Source organism: Myxococcales bacterium, assembly GCA_016712525.1.
Lineage (GTDB): Bacteria > Myxococcota_A > Polyangia > Polyangiales > Polyangiaceae > JAAFHV01.
Genome location: JADJQX010000001.1, coordinates 1,667,708 through 1,688,036, shown reverse-complemented (window position 1 = coordinate 1,688,036; position 20,329 = coordinate 1,667,708). Strand labels below are relative to the sequence as shown.

Sequence of the window (20,329 nt, the reverse complement as noted above, 5' to 3'; positions counted from 1 at the left end):
GCAGATTCTACCTATGCATTGGACGCATGCGGTGGCCTCGCGCACCGTAGGCGCATGACGACGCCCCGCCCCCTCCCCTCTCGCCGCGAGGTGCTCTCCGTCGGCGCCTTCTTCGGCGCGTCGAGCCTCGCCGCCTGCGCCTCTCCCGAAGGTCCGAGCGACGCCGCGGGCGCACGCTCCCGCGCGTACGACGAAGACAAACGCGACTCTCCGACCCCCGGGCTCTCCCCCATCGTCGCGGCGCTCGTGCTGGGCCTGCACGCGCCGAGCCCTCACAACACACAGTCGTGGCGCTTTCGGCTCGTGTCCGACCGGGAGTGCCTGCTCTTCGTCGATCCGAGGCGGCTCTTGCCCGAGACCGATCCGCCCGCGCGGCAGATCCACATCGGGTGCGGGACGTTCGCCGAGGCGTTCGTGCTCGGCGCGAGCCGGCTCGGGCACGCCGCGCGGGTGGACCCGTTCCCCATGGGGCCGTACCCGAGCCCGTCCGCGGTGGGCACGCTACCCGTCGCGAGGCTCGTGCTCACGGGTGAGCGCGCCGCCCCCGATCCGCTCGCAGCCTTCCTCGAGGCGCGCCAGACGAGCCGCCTGCCCCACTTGGAGCCACGCCTCGCGCCGGAGATGACGGCCCGCGTGCTCGCCGACATGGGCGCGGGCGACGCCGAGGTGACGTTCGTGCCGAGCGCGGGCCTCGACCCGTACCTCGAGCTCTTCGAGCGCGCGATGGAGGTCGAGTCGACGACGCGCGCGACGAACGAAGAGACACGCCGATGGTTTCGCTTCGATGGGTCCGCGGCGAAGGAGCGGCGCGACGGGCTCACCTTCGAGGCCAACGGCATCACGGGCACGAGCGCCTTCTTCGCGCGGCTCTTCACGAGCGACACCGAAGAGTCGTGGAACGCGAAGGGCACGATCGACAAGGGGCTCGCGTCGTTCCGAGAGGCCGTGCGCGCGACCAGCGCCGTCGCGTTCGTCACGACGGGCGAGAACGGCCACGACGCGCACCTCGCCGCAGGCAGGGCCACGATGCGCCTCATGCTCGCGGCCACGAGACACGGGCTCTTCACCCACCCGGTGAACCAGGTCCTTCAAGAGTACGAGGCCATGCGGCCCCTGCGCGAAGCCTTCGAGGCCCGCTCGGGGGTGACGGCACCCCGAAAAATTCAGATGATCTTGAGGGTCGGCCGCACGCCGCCGCCGTTCGTCTCGTACCGCCGCCACGCGGGCGATCTCTTCGTGCGCGGGTGAGGCGAGGGCGTGCGCGGGTCAGCCGAGCCGCGCGCTCACGGGAGCTTCACCTCGGAGAAGATGGCCGTGGTCGGGCCGCCTGGCGCGGTGCGCGTCGTTCCGAAGAGGACGCCGAAGGGGGCCGCGGGCATGATCTCTTCGCCGGAGCGCGCGACCCTCTTTTTGCGGTCTTGGAGCACGATGTCCCACTTCACCTTGCCACCCGCGGCGGGAGTGGTCGCGAGCCGCACGCGCACGGGGTACGTGAACGTGCCGAGGGGCACCGCGCCGGAGTTTTCACCCGCATCGGCGCTGTTGTTGATGCGCACGAGGGCGAGCTCCTCGGACGGCGAGCGACGCGCCACGGCGAGCACGAGCAAGCCGTCGGCCGTGACCGAGCGGACGAAGGGCCCGACGAGCACGTCCTCGGTCGTCTCTTCGGGGATCGACGTTCCCTCGAGCACGTACTCGACCACCATGGCGGTGGGCACGCCCTCTCGGATCACGCCGAACGAGGGCCGATGCGACGCCGCGGGCGGCCCGTACGAGAGCAGCGCGCGGAGGAGCCCCGAGCTCGGGCAATAGAAGGCTTGGCCCACGGTGCTCGTGATGACGCCGCCGTCGAGGCGCGTGCCCATGAAGAGATCCGCCGTGTACCCGGGGAAGACCCTGGGTATGGCAGAGGGATCGAGCGCCGTGTAACAGGTCGCCGCGGGCGCGCGATCGAGGCGCGGATCTCCGCCCCCGTCGGTCGAGGCGTCGGGAGGCACCTCGCCGGGCGGGGCGTCGCTCGGGGCGTCGAGCGAGGTCGCGTCGGCTGGAGGCGGGAGGGGCCCGGCGTCGAAGTCGGGGCTGAAGCTCGCGCTGCACCGCAGGCTCGCGAGCGCGAGCGCGACCGAAGCAGCCCCCACGACGACGTGACTCCGAAAGACCGACATGACGACCTCCGAACGGCGACCTCGAGCCCGAGAGAGCACGATTCTTCAGCGTAGAGGGCTTTTGGCCGACGCCACGCCGAAAATCACGGGCGCCGCTTCCGTGGCCGAAAGAGTGCGACGAGGGCGGTCACGAGGCCTCCCACGGCGACGGCGCTCGGCGCGCGCGAGGCCCCGCTCGCCACCCCGGGCTCGATCTGCGCGCCGGACGCGGGCGCTTCTCCCGTGACGTTGCAGTCGGAGTCGAACGTCTTGCAGAGGGGCGCGCCCGAGACCTTCGACGGCGTGCGCGTCAACGTGGGCGCCGAGCCCACAGGCTCGAGCACGACGTCGCTCGTGAGCTCGGAGGTGCGCACGTTCGCGCGGAGGTGGGTGATCATGCGCGGTGCGACGCCGAACGCCTCGACGTCGGCCTGGCGATCGGCCTCGGCGGTCTCGCCCTCGTACTTCCCGTCGACGGTGATCCTCATGCCGATGCCGCTCTTGGTCTCGGCGCCCACGAGCTCCCACGCGCGGTAGCCGCTCTCCGCCGCACGAGCCTCGCGGACCTCGGCGTAGTCGCTCTTCTTCTTGGCGAAATCCCAGGTGATCGACGCCGACGGCACGGTGAACACCGGGTAGCTCGAGGGCACGAAGGCTTGGCTCTCCGAGACGACGTACATCGTGATGCCGAGCTTGTCGGTGGGGCCCGCGGCGCTCGCGCGCATCGGCACCACGTTCGAGCCCCCTTGGAGCTCGACGCGCACGGGGCGAATGGCCGACGCGCTCTGCCCAGGCCGGAGACGCAAGGCCAAGAAGTCGAACTTCTCGCGCACGTAGGCGGCGAGCACCGGCTCGAACGACGCAGGCACCTTGTAGCCGTTCTTCGAGAGCCACTCGGCCATGGCCTTCGGATCCTCGCCGGCGACGCGCACGACCTCGTACGGGCCGACCGCCTCGTGCGACTTCACCGTGACGGGCAGCTCGGGCTCGGGGCGCTCGGGCTCGCCCGCGCCGTCGTTGGGGCCTGCGCTCTTCGAGCTGGCACCGGAGAACGAGTCGGAGGCGGTCGCGCTCCCACAGCCCACGCCCCCACCGCCGCCTCCACCGCCCCCGCTGATGGAGGTGCACGACGGGCACCGCACCGTAGGCCCGACGACCTTGAGCCCGAGCTCGCGATCGAGGGCCTCGAAGAGCTTGTCGGTCGAGAGCCCGAGCTTCGCCTCGCCCTTCACGGGGAGCACCCACGCCATGCCCTTCGGGTTTCCGTGGAAGAGGATCTGGTCGTAGAGGACCGTCTTCGTGCGCTCCATGACCACCACCATGCGGTGATCGGTGACCTCGACGGCCTCGCTCGCGCCCGGGATCACCTCGCCCGGGACGTGGTTCTCGAAGAACCCGCCACCGCACGCGAGCGCATCACGCTCGAACACCGGAGACGCGGCGACGAGGCCGAGGAGGGAGACGGAGAAGAACGCCTTGCGGAGGAAGGAAGAGCGCATGCCAGGGCCTAGTGCAACCGGCAGACCACGCTGGAAAATCCAGGGTTTCGGGGCCAATCAGGGAGGGACTGGCACGGCTTGGCACGCCCCCCGAGAGGCCTCCCGACGCCGCTGTCGTGGGGCATCCGCCCTTCACGTCACTCGTAGCGGAGGGCGTCGATCGGGTCGAGGCGCGAGGCCTTGCGGGCGGGGAAGAGGCCGAACGCGACGCCGACGAACGCGCTGAACGCGACCGACATGAGCACGACCTGCGGGTCGACCTGGGTGGCCCAGCCGAACTTGACCGCGATCCACTTGGACACGCCGACGCCGAGGGCCACGCCGAGGAAGCCACCGAGCAGGCTGAGCGTGATGGCCTCGATGAGGAACTGGAGCAAAATTTGGCGGGGCTTGGCCCCGATGGCCATACGAATGCCGATCTCGCGGGTGCGCTCGGTGACGCTCACGAGCATGATGTTCATGATGCCGATGCCGCCGACCAAGAGCGACACGGCCGCCACGCTCGCGAGCAGGCTCGTCATGGTCTCGGTGCCCGCGGCCTGGGCGCCGGCCACTTCGCTCAGGTTGCGGATGGAGAAGTCGTCCTCGGCGCCGACGAGCCTGTGGCGCTCGCGGAGGAGCTCGGCCACCCCGGCTTGGGCGCGCGGCGTGTCTTCGGCGCTCGTGGCGCTCACGAAGATGACGCCCGACATGTACTTGCCGAGCCCGCCTTGGATGGTGCGCGCGTAGACCGTGTACGGGAGGAACACGGTGTCGTCGAGATCTTGCCCCGTGGCCGATTGGCCCTTCTTCTCGGCCACGCCCACCACCACGAAGGGCACGTTGCGGATGCGCACCGTCTGCCCGATGGGGTTCGCGCTCGCGCCGAAGAGCTTCTCGACCACCGTCTGACCGAGGACGATGACCTTGTTGCCCGCGTCGACGTCGCCCGTGGTGAAGGCCTCCCCGAGGGACATGGCCCACGTTCGCACCTCGAAATACTCGGCCGAGGTGCCCACGATCGACGTGCTCCAGTTCGCGCTCTCGGCGATCACGGAGGACGTGGTGCGGAGCTGCGGGGCCGCGGCCTTCACGGTGGGCACTTGTTTGCGAATAGCCGCGAGGTCTTCCCAGGTGAGCGTGGGCTGCGACCCGAAGCCACCCTGCGCGCCGCCGGCCGTGGTGGAGCCCGGGAGGATCACGAGCAGGTTCGTGCCCATCGACGCGAACGCGGCCTCGATGCGCGCCTTGGCGCCGGCGCCGATGGCCATCATGGCGATGACCGCCGCCACGCCGATGACGATGCCCAAGATGGTGAGGAACGAGCGCATTTTGTTGCGCACGATGGCCCGCACGGCGATGCGGAGGGTGACGAACGGGCTCACGGCGCGCCCTCCTTCGGGGGTGGCACGACGGCCTCTTTCGGGGTCTGCCGGCGGTCTTCGACGATGAGCCCGTCCTTCACGACGACCACGCGCGACATGTGCTCGGCGATGTCGGGCTCGTGCGTGACGAGCGCGATGGTGATGCCCGTGTTGCTCAAGTCTTGAAAGAGCTTCATCACCTCGAGGCTCGTGCGCGAGTCGAGGTTGCCGGTGGGCTCGTCGGCCAAGATGACCTTGGGGCGCCCCACGAGCGCGCGCGCGATGGCCACGCGCTGCTGTTGACCGCCCGAGAGCTGGCTCGGCACGTGGTCGAGGCGTTTGCCGAGGCCCACGCGCTGGAGCGCCTCGGTCGCGCGCTCGCGGCGCTCACGCCCACCCACGCCCTGGTAGAGCAGCGGGAGCTCCACGTTCTCGACGGCGCTCGTGCGCGCGAGCAGGTTGAAGCTCTGAAACACGAAGCCGAGCGTGTGGTTCCTCACCTCGGCGAGGGCGTTTTTGTCGAGCTTCGACACCTCGCGGCCGGCGAGCCAGTACTCGCCGCTCGTGGGTTTGTCGAGGCATCCGAGCACGTTCATGAGCGTGCTCTTGCCGCTGCCGGACGACCCCATGATGGCCACGAACTCGCCCTTCTCGATCGTGAGCGAGACCCCGGCGAGCGCGCGCACCACCACGTCGCCCGTGGTGTAGACCTTCATGAGGTCCTTCACGCGGATCTGCGGCTCGTCGGCCATGGCTCCTCAGAAGCCTTGCCGGCGGCCCGTGCCACCGCCGCCGCCGCCGCTCATGGGGCTCATGCCGGGCGCAGCGCCCGCGGCCGCGGCGGGCTTCTGGCCCTTGGTCGTCGCGTCGGTGATCACGAGATCGCCCTCGGCGAGCTCGCCCGCGAGGATCTCGGTGAACGAGCCGTCCGTGAGGCCGGTGCGCACGTCGACGCCGACAGGGTCCCCGTTGCGGAGAACATACACCTTCTTGCGGGAGCGCCCCTCGCCACCGCCATTGCCGCGGAAGCCTCCGCCGCCACCGTCGCGCGGGCCGCCGTCGCCGTGACGACGATGGAACCCCTCCCCGCCGTCGGCGCCGCCCTCGCTCGCCCAAGGGGGCGGGACGGCCGAGGCGTCTTGTGCGCCGGCGTCGACCTCCTTCGGGGGCTTGAACCGAAGCGCCGCGTTCGGCACCACGAGGGCGCTCTCGCGCTCTTGGTACACGATCGCGATCGTGGCCGTCATGCCGGGGCGGAGCCGCAGGTCGGAGTTGTCGACGGCGACGACCGCGTCGTACGTGACCACGTTCTGCACGGTCTGCGGCGCGTAGCGGATGAGCGCGATCTCCCCGGGGAACTTCACGCCCGGGTACGCGTCGACCGTGAACTGCGCGCGCATCCCGGGCTCCATGCGGCCCACGTCGCTCTCGGCCACGTTGGTGTCGAGCTGCATTTTCTTGAGGTCCTCGGCGATGGTGAAGAGCACCGGGGCCGAGAGCGACGCGGCCACGGTCTGGCCCACGTCGACGTTGCGCGAGATGACCACGCCGTCGATCGGCGAGATGATCTTGGTGTACGACAGGTTCACCTGCGCGAGGTTGAGGGCGGCGAGCGTCTGCTCGACGGCGGCCTTCGCCACGTCGATCTGCGTCTTGGCGACCTTGGCGTTCGTCTCGGCGGTGTCGACCTCGGCCTGCCCGGCGAGCGACTGGGCCGCGAGGGCCTTGGCGCGGGTGTAGATGCGATCGGCGTCGAACGCGAGCACCTCGGCGCGGGCGAGCTGCGCCTTGGCCGACACGTAGTTCGCGTTGGCCTGCGCCGCCTGGGCCTGGAAGAGCTGCGGATCGATGCGTGCGATGAGCTGGCCCTTCTTCACGGGCGAGTTCCAGTCGACGAAGATCTCTTGCACGCGCCCGGACACTTGGCTGCCCACCTGCACCGTGACGCGGGCCGAGAGCGTGCCGCTGGCCGTCACCTGGGCGACGAGCTTCTGCTTCTGGACCTTCGCCGTTTTGTAGTCGATCTCGACCTTGTCGGCCTGCGCGACGAGCTTCAGGCCCCCGAAGACGGCGAGCGCCGCGACGACGAGACCTACGACGATCCAGAGGACACGCTTCATTCCACACCCGAAGGTACTCGAAAACGCAGCGAAATTCGCGGGTTTCCGCGGCACGGGCCACGAGCCCAATCTTGCGCAGGGCGATTTAACGGCCTGTCCGCGGCGCGGGCTCGGGCCGTCCGGGTTCCGTGCTATGCGCGACCCGAGAGAATGAGCACGCCTCCGCCCGCCCCCGAACGCCCGCGTTTTTCCCTCGAGGACGCCGCGGGGCTCGTCGTCGCGATCGTCTTCGGCGTGGCGTCGTTCGTGTACCCGTTCGGGCGCGACCAGGGGCTCTACTACTACGTGGGCCGAGAGTGGGCCCTCCGCGGCGCCATCCCCTACCGGGACGTGTTCGACCACAAAACGCCCGGCATCTACGTGCTCCACGCCCTCTCGGTGAAGGTGTTCGGCGAGGTGATGTGGGGCATCCGAATCATCGACCTCGCCGGTGTGCTCGCCATGGCGTTCGTCGTGGCCTGGCTCGCGGCCGCCCCGGGGAAGCCCATCGCGCGGGGCACGGTGGGGCGCGCGGCGCTCTTCGTGACGCTCTTCTACTACGGGGTCTTGAACTTCTGGGACACGGCGCAGAGCGAGCTCCACTACACGATGCTCGGGTGCCTCGCGCTCGCGGCGGCCCAGCACCACGCCCCGGAGCGGCGCGCCCTGCCCTTCGTCTCGGGGCTCGCGCTCGGCGCGGCGCTCGTCATGAAGCCGCCCGTGATGTGGGTGGGGCTCGCGGTGGTGATCGTGCTCGGCAAACGCCTCCGGGAGCAAAAGGCCGACGTGAAGGCGATCGCGCGCACCGGCGTGACGTTCGCCGTGGGTGGGGCCGTCCCCCTCGCGGTCACGCTCGTTTACTTCGCGAAGCACGGCGCGCTCGCGGCCATGAAGGACATCGTCGTGGGCGCCAATGGGTACTACGTGTCTCACGAGCACGCGAAGAACCCCGTGGCCGACGGGGTCGACGCCATCCAAGGGTACCTCGCGCACACCTCGCCCCTCGGCGCGCTCGTGGTGGCCGCCGCGGCGGTCGCGTATGCCATCGCGCGACGCGTGGGAGACAGCGAGACGCGCGCGTCGTATGGCCGCGCCCTCGGCGTCTCCGTGGCGTGCTTCGTCTGCATCGCCATGCAGATGAAGTTCTATCTTCTGCACTTTACACCCATGATCGCGCCGCTCGCGCTGCTCGGGGTGCTCGCCTCGGAGGGCGCGTCGCGAGGCCTCGGCGGGCTCGGTTTCTCGGCGCGCGCGACCCGGCTCGCGCCGTGGCTCGTGGTGCTCGCGGGGTATTTCACGTCCCCCACGGGTCGCAGGTGGGTCGAGCAGCAGCTCGCCGTCTCGCGCTATCTCTCGGGGAAAGACGATCGCCAGTGGTACCTCCACAGGTACTCGTTCGCCGATATCCACTTCGACTACGCCGACTCGGAGTGGGTGGGACTCTGGCTCAAGGAGCACACGAAAGAAGACGAGCCCGTCCTCGTGCGAGGCTTTCAGCCCGAGGTCTACGCGAGCGCGCAAAGGAGGTACCCGGGGCGCTTCTATTGGACGCTCTTCCTCACGCATCCGGCCCGCGCCTACCGGCGGGAGGAGTACCTCGCCGAGGACGAGAAGGCCCTGGCCGAAACGAAGCCACGGTATCTCGTCGCCCGCCGGGACTACCCCGACCTCGACGCCGCGAACCCTGCCTACTACGAGGCGCGTGGGTATCGGCCGATCGTGGAGCGCGGGTATTTCGTGATCATGGAGCGGAGCGGGCGGTAGGCGCGGCTACGAGGGGGCGGAGGTCGTAGACGCGGTAGTACGGGTTTTCGCCGAGCGGGCGCTCGGAGGCGAGCCACGGGGAGGGCCGCGACACCTCGTCGACGAGATGGGTGATTCCGTATTTCCGGACGAGCGCGAGGGCAGCGTCGCGGTCCGACATTCGAAAGAGGGCGTCGTTGTCGCGCCATCTCTCTTGAAAGTCCGGATAGGCGGTGGCCCAGCGCCCGCGCCGTAGAAAGTAGAAGCGGTGCCCGAAGAACGCCGCCCAGTGCGGGTTCTCGTAGTTCCAGTTGAGGCGCTGCGCGGCGAGCAGCGTGCCCTGCGTGGGGACATTCTCGAGCAGCCCGTGCACCGGGTCGGGACCGCGCTCCTCGGGACGCGGGTTCTTGCCAGCGAGCGGCGTGCTCCGGAACGTGCTCACGAACGCGAGGACCGCGAAGCCCACCGTGGCGCTCGTGGCCGCCGCCCGGCCCGCCACTCCACCTTCGAGACGTCCCACGAACGACGCCACGAGAGCCGCGACGGTGGTCGCGAGCACGAACCACCCGTGGAGCTCGAACTGCTCCATGTCGAGCAAGATCCAGCCGTACGAGAACGGGTCCATGGGCGGGACGAACACCGGCTTCACCGCCCACGAGAGCCCGAGGAGCGCTGCGTACACGAGGCTCGCCCCGAACGCGACTCGGGCGATGTGGGGCCGCGCGCGCACGAACGACACACCGAAAGCGACGAGGGCGACCGCGAGCGCGACGCGCATCGCCACGCGATCCATCTCGGAGCCTATCCACGCGGGGTCGAGATGCTCGACGAAGGGCGCGAGCTTGGAGTGTTGATCGGGGCGGAGGAGGCGCTCGTAGAGCGGGCGCGTCGTGATCACCGCGAGCCCGAGGGCCACGAGGGGGAGCGCCTGTCGCTCGCGCGCGGCGCGGTCGAGCGCCACGAGCCCGCCGACGGCGAGCAGGAGCACGTAGTCGACCTCTTTCGTGAGCATCACGAACCCGAGGCCAAGGGCGACGAGCGCGACCTCCCCCGGCCTCTTCATGCGCACGAGGACCGCGACGAGCGCCACCGTGACCGGGAGCGCGCACATGGACGGGAAGTTGAAGACCACGAGCTTCGTGAGGGCCAAGGCCGCAAACGCGACCACCGCTAGACCACGCGCGCGCAGGGGGAAGAGCAGCGCCGCGGTCCGCGCCACGACCGCAGGGAGCAGGACGGCGAACGACGCCAAGGCCGAGAAATAGGCCGCCTGCACCGAAAGGCCCGTCGCCCCACGGATGGCCCCGACGACGAGGCCGAGGCCATAATGGTAATTGAGCCTCTGGCCGGCGAAGAGCAGGTCCTCGGGCGGGAACGTGCGCTCCGCGGCGTGCGCGATGGTGAGCCAGAGGGGCGTGTCCACCCACGAGTAGGCCGTCGTGGTCACCTTCGTGAGGTCGAGCCGATCGACGAGCCACACCCCACGGAGCGCGAGCCCCGCGACGGCCGCCGCCACGAGGAGCCTCCGAATCGACATGCGCCTGCGGAGGGCGCGATCGGTGCGTGTCACGACGAGGCCCGCCGCCGCGAGCCCGTATGCGACGAAGGGGTAAACCCGCTGCGCGCCCGCCGCCACCGAGGCCGCATAGACGAGCGCGAGCACGGCGACCCCGAGCGGAATAGGCAGTACGAAGGACGTCGTCGGGGAACGGGAACCTCGCGCGAGGCCCCACACGAGCCTCCCCACCGCCCACGCCACGACGAGGAGGAAGGCGGCGCCACGCGCGGGAGACGCGACGCCATGCGCAGATACGGAAGCGAGGTCGACGGCGAGCAGGCCGGCGAGCAGCGCGCCCGCGACGAGGGCGAGGGGCACACGACGAGCAACGGGAAGCATAAGCCTGGACAGGTTACGCCATTCGCTCAGGCGGCTCCACCCAAGACTTGCGGCGACGCGCGCCGCAGACTACTTCGCGGCGCGCTCGAGGATCACGTACCCCGGAAAGGCCGCGACCCGCGTGTACCCACGGGCCTCGTGGTACTCGGCCGAGTCGAGCCCTTCGTGCATGAAGTCGAGCGCGACGACGTACTTGGGCGGATGTTCGGTGAAGTCCCGCAGCTCCTCGGCGAGCCACTCCTCCCGGCGGTAGGCCCGCGCGGGGTTCGTGAGGAAGGTCGTCCAGAAGAAGCGGCCCGCGTGGCGCCTATGCGCGACCACGTAGATCTCGGGCTGGAAGCCGCGAACGGTGACGGTCTCGTCAGGTGTCGTGTGAGCCTCGAGCCACGTCCCGACGTCGCGGCTGTCGTGGAAGAAGAAACCGATCGCGGCGGACTGAAACCTCACGTCAAACGCGCGGCGATCGTACGTGCCCTGGAGGTACTTGATCTCCGCATCGAGAGTGTCCCGCTGGACCGGAAAGGCGTTCGCGAAGTATTCGGTCGCCCGATACCCGAGCAGCACCACGACGACGAAGACGGAAGCGAGCACCCAAACCCGCGCCTTCGTGAGGGCCCACGCGGCGATGGCCACGGCGGCGTACGCGAGCGGCAGCGGCAAGCAGCCCCAGTGGAGGAGGTAGAACTTGCCCTGCATAGCCACGGCCAACGTGGCCGCGAGGACGAGCCCGAGCCCGAGCGCGAACGTCTCGATGATCGGCGCGATCTTGCGACGAGCTCCGAAGACGAGCCCAACGACGAGGCCCGGTAGGAGGACGTACGAGGTCGGAGCGAAGATCCAAAGGATATACCCGAGGTGTTGATCGAGCCGGGCCACCGCCCCGACTTCATGTTTCACGTAGTAGGAGTTCGCCCCCACCACGATGTCCTTCATGGCCGGGAGCGCGCCCTTCACGCCGAAATACCCGAGCACCAAGGCCGGCACGAGCGCGCCCATGCCCACGAGCCACCCGAGCTCCCTCGCGCACTTCTTCGGCGTGAGCCTGCCCTCTCCGCGGAGCCTGAGGGCGAGGACGACCACGGCCACGAGCACGAACCACACGCTCGGCGGCTTCGTGAGGACGGCGATGCCCGCGAAGAGTCCGACCAGGGCGGCCGCCCGCTCCGTGCGCTCGATCCGGCGCGCCGCCAAGACCGCGCACATGCCGAAGCCCGCGTACCAGATCTCGCTCTGCGCCGTGCTCCAGAAGTCGAAGTGCCCGAAATAGAAGACGACCGTGGCCAACATGCCGGCCCCGCGCGCCCCGGGGGCATGGGCCTCTCCGCGCGGGGCGACGAGCGCGCCCGCCACGAAGCCGAACGCGAGCACCCCGAGGGCCTCGAGCACACGAATGCCCCACATCGTCTCGCCGAAGAGGAGCACCGAAAGCGCATGGAGCAGGTAGATGCCCGGCGTCTTGTGGTCGAGCACGTCTTTGTACGGAACGGACCCGCGGAGGACCCACTCGCGCGCGACGTAGTGGTAGAGCCCCTGGTCTCGCCCGAACGGGTACAGGAGCGTCGGCAGGGTGGCCACGGCGGCGATAGCGCCGAGGAGCACGTCGGGCAGGGCCGCGCGCCACCCCGAGGGGGCCTCGGGCTTCGCGATCCTGACGGGCCGTTCGGACTCTTCCTTGGACGTCACGTCGACGGCGGTAGCACCCATGAAAGCCCCTGGCAATCACGCCCGGTCTTCCGTTCAGGCATGATCCCAAGGTCGCGTTGCTCGGGGGCCGGTCGCACGGTATACCCCGCGCGCTTCCCATGCTTCGCTTGTTCAAGCACCGCATCAACACGCTCGAGGCCCTTTCCGCGGTTCCGCCGACGATGGGCATCGAATTCGACCTTCGCTCGAGCGGCGACGACGTGCTCGTCACGCACGATCCGTTCACGAAGGGCCCCACGATCGAGGAGTTTTTCCCCGCGATCGGCGCGCGGCCGTGCATCTTCAACGTGAAGACCGAGGGCATCGAGGCGCGTGTCATGGAGCTCGCCGAAGCCTCGGGCATCCGCGACTACTTCTTCCTCGATTGCAGTGTGCCCGCCGCCATGAAGCTCGCGCGGGCCGGCGAGCGCAGGTTCGCCGTGCGGTACTCCGAGGTCGAGCCCATCGAGGCCGTGATGGCCTTCCGCGGCAAGGCCGAGTGGGTCTGGGTCGACTGCTTCCAGGCCTTCCCCGGGTCGGCCGAAGACTTCGCCAAGATCGCGGAACACTTCAAGATCTGCCTCGTGAGCCCCGAGCTCCAAGGCCACGACGAGGCGAAGGCCAAGGCCCTCCGCGCGAGCCTCGAGGGGCGCACGTACCACGCCGTGTGCACCAAGAAACCCGAGCTCTGGGCCGCCCCATGACGGCCAAGGCGCGGCCCTCGCCCCTCAAGCCCTCGAGCGAGGCCCCGCCGGCGATGGACGGGCCCCGCGCTCAAGTCGAGCTCGACATCGACGAGCTCAAGACCGAGCTCCGCGCTCTCCGCTCGTCCAAGCTGTTTTGGGCCGGGCTCGTCGCGAAGGTGCTCGCGGCTATGCTCTTCGGGTCCCACTTCGCCACGAAGTGGTTCGCGCCGTTCCTCTACGCGTTCGTGCATGGCAAGTTCGCCGAGCCGTGGACTCCCTTCTTCGAGCGCGGCGAGACGCTCGCCTTCCCCTATGGCCCCGGGATGCTCGGCCTCCTCTCGGTGTCGTGGCTCCCGGCGCTCGTCACGAGCTTCGACCCGAGCTCGCACCTCGGGCTCCTCCTCCTGCGCGTGCCGCTCTTGCTGGCCGACCTCGCGGTGCTGCTCTTCTTGATGCGCTGGCTCCGCGTGCACGCGCACGACGCGCTCGTGGCCTATTGGCTGTCGCCCATCGTCTTCTATGCCACGTACGTGCACGGGCAGCTCGATCTCCTGCCTACGGCGCTCCTCTGCGCGTCGCTCTATTTGCTATTCAAGCGGAAGCTCGTCGCGGCCGCCGTGGTGTTCGGCATCTCGCTCGCCACGAAGGGGCACCTCGTCATCGCCGTGCCGTTCGTGGCCGTATTTCTTCATCGGCAGCGGCGCGGCGTGCTCTCGTTCGCCGCCATCACCGTGCTCGTAGCGGCCGCCCTCTACGCCCTCCCGATGACCCACCCGGCGTTCCGCGCCATGGTGCTCGGAAGCGCCGAGGCCAAGAAGCTCTGGACCGTGGTCGTGCCGTTCGGGAGCGTCTCGCTCTATGCCGCGCCCGGGGTGGTGGCCGTGGCGCTCCTCCGGTTCGCGAGCTACCGCAAGGTGAACCGTGAGCTCTTGCTCATGTTCTTGGGCGCGCTCTACGTGGCGCTCGTGGCGCTCGTGCCGCCGCAGCCAGGCTGGTTCGTGTGGTCGATGCCGTTCGTGGCCTTCTTCGGGGCGCGCATGTCGCGCACCGGCAAGGTGGCCCTGTGGCTCCTCAGCGTCACGTACCTCGTCTACTTCTTCGTGTCGGACCCGGCGACCTTCCTCGACGCGCTCGACCCGCTCATGGGCCAAGGCTTCGGCGCCGCCAAGGCCGCGCGCCTCATGGTGCACTTCCCCTCGGTGTTCTCGCCGCACGGCGCGAGCATCGCCTTCACGGGGCTCTTCGCGGCCACCGCCATGTGCGGCTTCGAGATGTACAGGAAGGGCGTGCGCTCGAATGGCGTCTACGCCTTCCGCGATCAGACCTTCATGGTGGGCGTGGGCGGCGACTCGGGCGCCGGCAAACACACGATCGGCCGCGATCTCGCCGCGCTCTTCCCCGACACGATGACCCTCATCAACGGCGACGACGACCACAGGTGGGAGCGCGGCCACGCCATGTGGCGCGAGTACACCCACCTCGACCCCCGCGGGAATCTGCTCCGCGCGCAGCTCGACGCCCTCGACTCCCTCCGGCGCGGCACCGACGTGCGTAAGCGCCACTACGACCACGACAAGGGCAAATTCACCGACGCGATGCTCCTCAAAGCGAAGGAGCTCGTCACCATCGTGGGCCTCCACCCGTTCTACCTCGCGTCGCAGCGCCACCTCTTGCACCTCAAGGTGTTCGTCGAGCCGCGCGAAGAGATCCGCCTCGAGTGGAAGGTCTCCCGCGATATGAAGAAGCGCGGGTACACGCGTGAGCAGGTGCTCGAGCAGATCGAGCGCCGCGCGGCCGACTCGGCCAAGTACATCCGGCCGCAGAAGCGCCACGCCGATCTCGTGGTGCGCCTCATGGAGACCCCGGAGGGCGAGCACGATTTCGCCGTCGAGTACGAGCTCGCGAGCGCGCTCGACACCCTCTCTCTCTTCGAGATGCTCTGCCAAGTCGAGGGGCTCACCGTCGAGTGGCGGCCCGACGAGACCCTCGAGCGCGACACCCTCTTCGTCTCCGGAAAGCTCGACTCCGAAGAGCTCCGCGTCGTCGCCCAAGTGGCCATTCCGAACCTCGACGACATCGTCGACGACAGGCTCGTGGGATTCCTCCCCGGGAGCCGCGGAATGACCCAGCTCGTCATGCTGCATGCCATCAGCGTGCGCCTCCGCCAAGGGGTCATGCCGTCGTGATCCGCGGGCTCCTCCTCGACCTCGACGACACCCTCTACGAGTACGCCCCGTGCGAACGCGCGGCCCGCGAGGCCCTCTTTGCGCGCACCCACGCGCTCTTCGGCACACCTCGGGAGACCTTCGAGGCCCGCTTCTCCGCGGCGCGAAAATCGGTGAAAGATCGCTGCGATACACCGAGCGGTCACGGGCGCCTCCTCTACGTGACCGAGCTCCTCCACGGGCTCTTCGAGGCCACGGGCGCCCGCGATGCCTCGCCCCTCGCGCACGCGCGGGAGCTCGAAGAGGCCTATTGGTCCGCCTACCTCGCCACGATGGAGCTTCGGCCCTTCGCCCACGCCCTGCTCGACGAGGTCCGCGCGCTCGGCGTGAAGGTCGCGATCGTGACCGACCTCACGCTCGACATCCAGCTCCAGAAGCTCACGCGGCTCGATCTCTTTTGCCGCATCGACGCGCTCGTCGCGAGCGAAGAGGTCGGCGCCGACAAACCCGCGAGGGCCGCGTTCGCGCTCGGGGCGGCGCGCCTCGGGGTGCCGCTCGAGGCGTGCGCCGTCGTCGGGGACAACGTCGAGAAAGACGGCGCGGGCGCCGAGGCGCTCGGGATTCCCTATTTTCGCGCGCGGACGCTCGCCGTCGGCGAAGGCCTGACGCTCGAGGAGATCTTCGACGAGATCGTGAGGAGGAACGCATGGACGCGCTGACACGCATCGGCCAAGAGCTCGGAGGTCCCGAGTGGGTGCAGGGGCCGGGTGGAAACGTCTCGGTCAAAGAGGGAGACGTGCTCCACGTGAAGGCGAGCGGCAAGCGCCTCCGCGACATGGGCAAACCAGGGTCGATCGCCACCGTGCCCCTCGCCGACGCGCGCGCCGCCCTCGAAGGCGACAAGGAGGCCGAGGCCCGCACCTTCGCCCGGACGCCGCGCCCTTCACTCGAGACGTACTTCCACGCCATCGGCGCGAAGGTGGTCATTCACACGCACACCGTGGGCGCGATGCTGGTCGCGTGCTCGGGCGCGAAGAGACCCGCGGGCGTGGTCGAAGTGCCGTACGAGCGGCCGGGCCGCGGCCTCGGGGTGCGCGTCGCGCAGGCGCTCGGGGGCGCGCGCGAGGGCACCGTGTTGCTCGCTTCGCATGGGCTCGTCGTCTACGGAGAGACGACCGAGGGCGCCATCGCGCGGACGCGGGAGATCGACGCGGCCTTCCGCGCCGAGTTTTCCGGCCTCGAGGCCTTCGCGCCGCGCGTCTCGGCGCCGTACGAGGTCCTCCGCGGCGACGGCCTCGTGCTCACGACACTGCCCGCCCGCAAAGGGCATATCGGTCGTTTCCTCTTCCCCGACGCGGCGGTGTTCGCGAGCGTCTCCCGCGTGCCGAGCCTCGAGACCGCCGAGGCGCGCCTCTCGCACGCCCGCGCGGCCCTCACGGCCTTCGGGCGCCCCGTGGTGCTCGTCGCGGACGACGGCGCGCGCATGCACGTCGCGCGGAACGAGGACGAGCTCGCGCAGGCCCGAGAGGTGCTCCTCGCCCACGACTACGTGGAGGACGCGCTCCTCGCCCGCGGCGACGGGCGCTACCTCCCCGACGACGAGCCCGCGAAGATCGTGGGCATGCCTTCCGAGCAATACCGACTCTCGCTCACCCGGAGTGACTCCCCATGTTGATCCTCGTCCCGATGGCCGGCTTCGGCGACCGCTACAAGCGTGCAGGTTACACAGAGCCGAAGCCCCTCATCCCCGTCGATGGAGTGCCCATGATCGAGCGTGTGCTCGAGGCGTTCCAGCCGCGGCAGCCCGGGGACAGGTACGTCTTCGTGGTGAACCGCACGCACGCCGAAGAGACCGACCTCGTCGCCGTGACGAAGCGGCTCGTGCCCGACGCGGAGATCGTCGTCTGCGAGCCCCACAAAGACGGGCCGATGCAGACCCTGCTCGCCGCCAAAGACCACATTCGACCCGACGAGGACGTGCTCCTCAACTACTGCGATTTCGGCGTCGACTGGTCGTATCCCAAGTTCCGCGCGTGGCTCGCCAAACACGCCTGGGACGGCGCGATGTCGGCCTACCGTGGCTTTCACCCGCACTCGCTCGGGCCGACGCTCTACGCGTACATGCGCGTCGCCGACGACCAAGAGACGGTGCTCGAGATCCGCGAGAAGCACCACTTCACGCCCGACAAATTCTCGGAGTATGCCTCGTCGGGGCTCTACTACTTCCGCCGCGGCGACATGCTGCTCGACATCGCCAAGGAGATGCTCGCCTCGGGAGAGCGTGTGCAGGGCGAGTATTACGTGTCGATGGCGATCCAGCGCGTGGTGGCGCGGGGGCTCAAGGTCGGCGTTTTCCCGCTCAAGCACTTTTACCAGTGGGGCACACCCGACGATCTGCGCGACTGGGAGGGCTGGAGCCGCGCGCTCCGTGGGATGCCTGTTTTCCTCGCGCGCGTCGCCGAGACCACGATCGCGGCGCACACGGTGGTGCCGATGGCGGGCCTCGGCCAGCGCTTCCGCGACCGCGGGTACACCGAGCCGAAGCCGTTCGTGCCCGTCGCGGGGCGCCCCATGGTGGACGAGGTGCTCCGCATGCTGCCCCGGTCCCCCACGACGACGCTCGTGGCCCTCGAGGAGCACGCGAACGATCCGCGCCTCCGGGCCATCGCCGAGGCGCGGTCGGCGCGCGTACTTGCCATTCCCTCGTTGACGAACGGACAGGCCACGACGGCCCTACGCGGCCTCGAAGGGATTCCGGACGACGCGCCCATCCTCTTCGCGCCGTGCGACACGGGCTCGGTGTTCGACGTGGACGCGCTGCTCGCCGCCGAGCGCGACAAGGACGCCGACCTCGTGGTGTTCACGGCCAAAGGCCACTTGCCCGCGCTCTGGCGCCCGCAGATGTACGGCTGGGTGCGCGTCGAGGGCGGTCGAGCCACGGGCGTGGCCGTGAAGAAGCAGATCGAGGGGCTCGACCCGCGTGAGCAAGAGGTCGTGCTCGGCACCTTCTGGTTCGCCTCGAAGGCCCTCTTCGTGCGCGAGTACGAGGCCATGGTGGCCGCGGGCGACACCGTGAAGAACGAGTACTACATCGACACCATCGCGCGCCGGATGGTCGAGCGCGGCGCGAAGGTGCGCGCCCTCACGGTCGACAAGTACATCCCCTGGGGCACCCCCGAGGAGCTCGACACGTTCCACTATTGGAACGACGTCCACCGCGGCGGAGCGCCCCTGTGACCGAGGCTCGGCCCGATCGCGCGAAGGCCCAGACGGCGGAGCTCGGGAGGTTCCTCGTCGTGGGCCTCTCGGCCGTCGGCACGGACTTTCTCACGTACATGGTGCTCGTGCGGTTCTTGCCGCCTTCGGTGGCCAAGGGCATCTCGTTCGCGGCGGGCGCGGTGCTTTCGTTCGTGCTGAATCGGGTATTCGTGTTCCGCGCCAAAGAGAAGGGCAAGGTCACGCATCAGGCGGGCGCGTTCGTCGCGCTTTACCTGACGACGCTGCTCCTCAACATGGCCGTGAACGCGGCCGGCCTCTGGATAGGCTTGCCGAAGCCCGTGGCGTGGCTCTTCGCGACGGGAGCGTCCACCGTGTCGAACTTTTTGGGTATGAAGTTCATCGTGTTCGCCGAGGCCAAGAAGAAGACCTCGGCGGCGGAGGAGCCCTCGGTATGAGCCTGCGAAAGTCGATCGTCGTCCCCTGTTACAACGAGGCGAAGAACCTCCCGAACCTCATCGCGCGCTTCGAGGCGCTCGTCCCCGACGATCGCACGAAGCTCGATTGGGAGCTTCTGCTCGTGAACAACGGCAGCACCGACGAGAGCGCCCAGGTCTTCGAGGCCGAGCTCGCGAAACCGGGGCGAGACTTCGTGAAGGTCGTCACGGTGCCCTCGCCGAACGTGGGCTATGGGCACGGCATCGTCACCGGTCTCAGGGCCGCGCGCGGAGAGCTGCTCGCGTGGACCCACGCCGACGGCCAGACGCCACCGAAGGACGTCTTCCGCGCGTTCGACATGCTCGAGGCCGCAGCGAGCCCCGAGCGCACGCTCGTGAAGGGCCGCCGACGCGCGCGCCCGCTCCGCGACACGCTCTTCACGATGGGCATGCAGGTCGTCGCGTTCGCGCTGCTCCACGAGAGCCTGGAAGACATCAACGGCCAGCCCAAGTGCTTCCACCGGCGCCTCTTCGAGCTCTGCGAGAACCCGCCTACGGACCTCTCGCTCGACCTCTACTTCTTCTACGTGGCGAAGAAGAACGGCTTCATGGTTCGCACGTTCGACGTGCACTTCGGCGACCGCGAGCACGGTGAGTCGAAGTGGGCATTCAACTACAAGTCGAAGGCTCGGAACATCGCGCGCAGTGTCACCTACATGGCGAAGCTGCGGGGGTGACGTTCACCCTCACGAACCGCCGACAGTGACCCTGAACAAGAGGAGGTCGCGACCGGGGTACGTTCCCTTGGCGTCGATGACCATGCGCACGGCGCAGCAGATCCGACCGACGTTCGCGCCATGTCCGCGAAAGTACGTCGCGGAGGCGGGAGATCCGACCGACGTGACGGAGCAGATCCCGGAGCAGATCCGACCGACGTTCGCGCCAAGTCCGCGAAACCACGTGGCGAGCCGGCGACAGCAGATCCGACCGACGTTGGCGCCAAGTCCGCGAAAGTACGTCGCGGAGGAGCAGATCCGACCGACGTGGCGGAGGAGCAGGTCCAGCAGGAGCAGATCCGACCGACGTTCGCGCCACAACAACGGTCGCCGGAGCAGATCCGACCGACGTTCGCGCCAAGTCCGCGAAACCAAAGCAGATCCGACCGACGTTCGCGCCAAGTCCGCGCCGGAGCAGATCCGACCGACGTTCGCGCCAAGTCCGCGAAACCAAAGCAGATCCGACCGACGTTCGCGCCAAGTCCGCGAAAACCACGTGGCGAGGCAGAAGGAAGCAAATCCGACCGGAGCAAATCCGACCGACGTTCGCGCCAAGTCCGCGAAACCACGTGGTGGCCAAGCCGGCCAGCTGGTCCGACCGACGCAAGCAGCGGAGAAGCAGATCCGACCGACGCAAGCAG

At 69.1% G+C, this 20,329-nt stretch carries 16 protein-coding genes; 9 read left to right on the top strand and 7 right to left on the bottom strand.

Annotated features, from left to right (window positions below; translation table 11 throughout):
- Positions 1 to 54 precede the first annotated feature (54 nt).
- Positions 55 to 1,248 (top strand): hypothetical protein, encoded by a 1,194-nt coding sequence (locus IPK71_07195; protein MBK8213527.1) that lies wholly within the window; start codon positions 55 to 57, stop codon positions 1,246 to 1,248.
- Positions 1,249 to 1,283: 35 nt separating this feature from the next.
- On the opposite strand, the gene IPK71_07190 is transcribed toward IPK71_07195, so the two are convergent.
- The 5 genes from IPK71_07190 to IPK71_07170 form a co-directional block, all read right to left on the bottom strand.
- On the bottom strand, positions 1,284 to 2,165 hold the full coding sequence (locus tag IPK71_07190) for a hypothetical protein (GenBank protein ID MBK8213526.1): 882 nt from the start codon (positions 2,163 to 2,165) through the stop codon (positions 1,284 to 1,286).
- Between the two features lie 83 nt (positions 2,166 to 2,248).
- On the bottom strand, positions 2,249 to 3,643 hold the full coding sequence (locus IPK71_07185; protein MBK8213525.1) for a DUF2330 domain-containing protein: 1,395 nt from the start codon (positions 3,641 to 3,643) through the stop codon (positions 2,249 to 2,251).
- Positions 3,644 to 3,780: 137 nt separating this feature from the next.
- Positions 3,781 to 5,007, bottom strand: coding sequence for an ABC transporter permease (locus IPK71_07180; protein ID MBK8213524.1), 1,227 nt, complete (start codon positions 5,005 to 5,007; stop codon positions 3,781 to 3,783).
- On the bottom strand, positions 5,004 to 5,738 hold the full coding sequence (locus IPK71_07175) for an ABC transporter ATP-binding protein (protein ID MBK8213523.1): 735 nt from the start codon (positions 5,736 to 5,738) through the stop codon (positions 5,004 to 5,006). The genes IPK71_07180 and IPK71_07175 overlap by 4 nt, the downstream gene beginning before the upstream one ends.
- Before the next feature lie 6 nt (positions 5,739 to 5,744).
- Positions 5,745 to 7,106, bottom strand: a complete 1,362-nt coding sequence (locus tag IPK71_07170) for an efflux RND transporter periplasmic adaptor subunit (protein MBK8213522.1) — start codon at positions 7,104 to 7,106, stop codon at positions 5,745 to 5,747.
- Positions 7,107 to 7,256: 150 nt separating this feature from the next.
- On the opposite strand from IPK71_07170, the gene IPK71_07165 reads away from it, so the two are divergent.
- On the top strand, positions 7,257 to 8,849 hold the full coding sequence (locus IPK71_07165; protein ID MBK8213521.1) for a hypothetical protein: 1,593 nt from the start codon (positions 7,257 to 7,259) through the stop codon (positions 8,847 to 8,849).
- Here IPK71_07165 and IPK71_07160 read toward each other — a convergent pair.
- A complete protein-coding gene (locus tag IPK71_07160; protein MBK8213520.1) occupies positions 8,827 to 10,725 on the bottom strand; it encodes a hypothetical protein in 1,899 nt (632 codons plus the stop codon). The genes IPK71_07165 and IPK71_07160 overlap by 23 nt on opposite strands.
- A gap of 69 nt (positions 10,726 to 10,794) precedes the next feature.
- Positions 10,795 to 12,429 carry a glycosyltransferase family 39 protein gene (locus IPK71_07155; GenBank protein MBK8213519.1) on the bottom strand — a complete coding sequence of 545 codons (1,635 nt, stop codon included), beginning with the start codon at positions 12,427 to 12,429 and terminating at the stop codon, positions 10,795 to 10,797.
- Between the two features lie 98 nt (positions 12,430 to 12,527).
- On the opposite strand from IPK71_07155, the gene IPK71_07150 reads away from it, so the two are divergent.
- The 7 genes from IPK71_07150 to IPK71_07120 are packed head-to-tail and all read left to right on the top strand — an operon-like array spanning position 12,528 to position 19,649.
- Complete coding sequence (locus IPK71_07150; protein ID MBK8213518.1) at positions 12,528 to 13,112, top strand: hypothetical protein; 585 nt, start codon at positions 12,528 to 12,530, stop codon at positions 13,110 to 13,112.
- A complete protein-coding gene (locus tag IPK71_07145) occupies positions 13,109 to 15,280 on the top strand; it encodes a hypothetical protein (protein MBK8213517.1) in 2,172 nt (723 codons plus the stop codon). The genes IPK71_07150 and IPK71_07145 overlap by 4 nt, the downstream gene beginning before the upstream one ends.
- A complete protein-coding gene (locus IPK71_07140; protein MBK8213516.1) occupies positions 15,277 to 15,978 on the top strand; it encodes an HAD-IA family hydrolase in 702 nt (233 codons plus the stop codon). Before IPK71_07145 ends, IPK71_07140 begins: the two co-directional genes overlap by 4 nt.
- Positions 15,966 to 16,934 (top strand): class II aldolase/adducin family protein, encoded by a 969-nt coding sequence (locus IPK71_07135; GenBank protein ID MBK8213515.1) that lies wholly within the window; start codon positions 15,966 to 15,968, stop codon positions 16,932 to 16,934. Before IPK71_07140 ends, IPK71_07135 begins: the two co-directional genes overlap by 13 nt.
- Positions 16,928 to 18,496, top strand: coding sequence for an NTP transferase domain-containing protein (locus IPK71_07130; GenBank protein MBK8213514.1), 1,569 nt, complete (start codon positions 16,928 to 16,930; stop codon positions 18,494 to 18,496). Before IPK71_07135 ends, IPK71_07130 begins: the two co-directional genes overlap by 7 nt.
- Entirely contained in the window at positions 18,493 to 18,933 is a 441-nt protein-coding gene (locus IPK71_07125) for a GtrA family protein (GenBank protein ID MBK8213513.1), read from the top strand. Before IPK71_07130 ends, IPK71_07125 begins: the two co-directional genes overlap by 4 nt.
- The gene (locus IPK71_07120; GenBank protein ID MBK8213512.1) at positions 18,930 to 19,649 is read left to right on the top strand and encodes a glycosyltransferase family 2 protein; all 720 of its coding nucleotides are present in this window, start codon (positions 18,930 to 18,932) and stop codon (positions 19,647 to 19,649) included. Before IPK71_07125 ends, IPK71_07120 begins: the two co-directional genes overlap by 4 nt.
- The last annotated feature ends 680 nt before the right edge of the window (positions 19,650 to 20,329 follow it).

What these genes read in the sequence shown, in the direction of transcription:
- IPK71_07155 (MBK8213519.1), bottom strand. Translation starts at nt 12,429, where the DNA reads ATGGGTGCTACCGCCGTCGACGTGACGTCCAAGGAAGAGTCCGAACGG.
- IPK71_07150 (MBK8213518.1), top strand. Translation starts at nt 12,528, where the DNA reads ATGCTTCGCTTGTTCAAGCACCGCATCAACACGCTCGAGGCCCTTTCC.
- IPK71_07165 (MBK8213521.1), top strand. Translation starts at nt 7,257, where the DNA reads ATGAGCACGCCTCCGCCCGCCCCCGAACGCCCGCGTTTTTCCCTCGAG.
- IPK71_07185 (MBK8213525.1), bottom strand. Translation starts at nt 3,643, where the DNA reads ATGCGCTCTTCCTTCCTCCGCAAGGCGTTCTTCTCCGTCTCCCTCCTC.
- IPK71_07130 (MBK8213514.1), top strand. Translation starts at nt 16,928, where the DNA reads ATGTTGATCCTCGTCCCGATGGCCGGCTTCGGCGACCGCTACAAGCGT.
- IPK71_07170 (MBK8213522.1), bottom strand. Translation starts at nt 7,106, where the DNA reads ATGAAGCGTGTCCTCTGGATCGTCGTAGGTCTCGTCGTCGCGGCGCTC.
- IPK71_07120 (MBK8213512.1), top strand. Translation starts at nt 18,930, where the DNA reads ATGAGCCTGCGAAAGTCGATCGTCGTCCCCTGTTACAACGAGGCGAAG.
- IPK71_07175 (MBK8213523.1), bottom strand. Translation starts at nt 5,738, where the DNA reads ATGGCCGACGAGCCGCAGATCCGCGTGAAGGACCTCATGAAGGTCTAC.
- IPK71_07190 (MBK8213526.1), bottom strand. Translation starts at nt 2,165, where the DNA reads ATGTCGGTCTTTCGGAGTCACGTCGTCGTGGGGGCTGCTTCGGTCGCG.
- IPK71_07160 (MBK8213520.1), bottom strand. Translation starts at nt 10,725, where the DNA reads ATGCTTCCCGTTGCTCGTCGTGTGCCCCTCGCCCTCGTCGCGGGCGCG.
- IPK71_07195 (MBK8213527.1), top strand. Translation starts at nt 55, where the DNA reads ATGACGACGCCCCGCCCCCTCCCCTCTCGCCGCGAGGTGCTCTCCGTC.
- IPK71_07145 (MBK8213517.1), top strand. Translation starts at nt 13,109, where the DNA reads ATGACGGCCAAGGCGCGGCCCTCGCCCCTCAAGCCCTCGAGCGAGGCC.
- IPK71_07135 (MBK8213515.1), top strand. Translation starts at nt 15,966, where the DNA reads ATGGACGCGCTGACACGCATCGGCCAAGAGCTCGGAGGTCCCGAGTGG.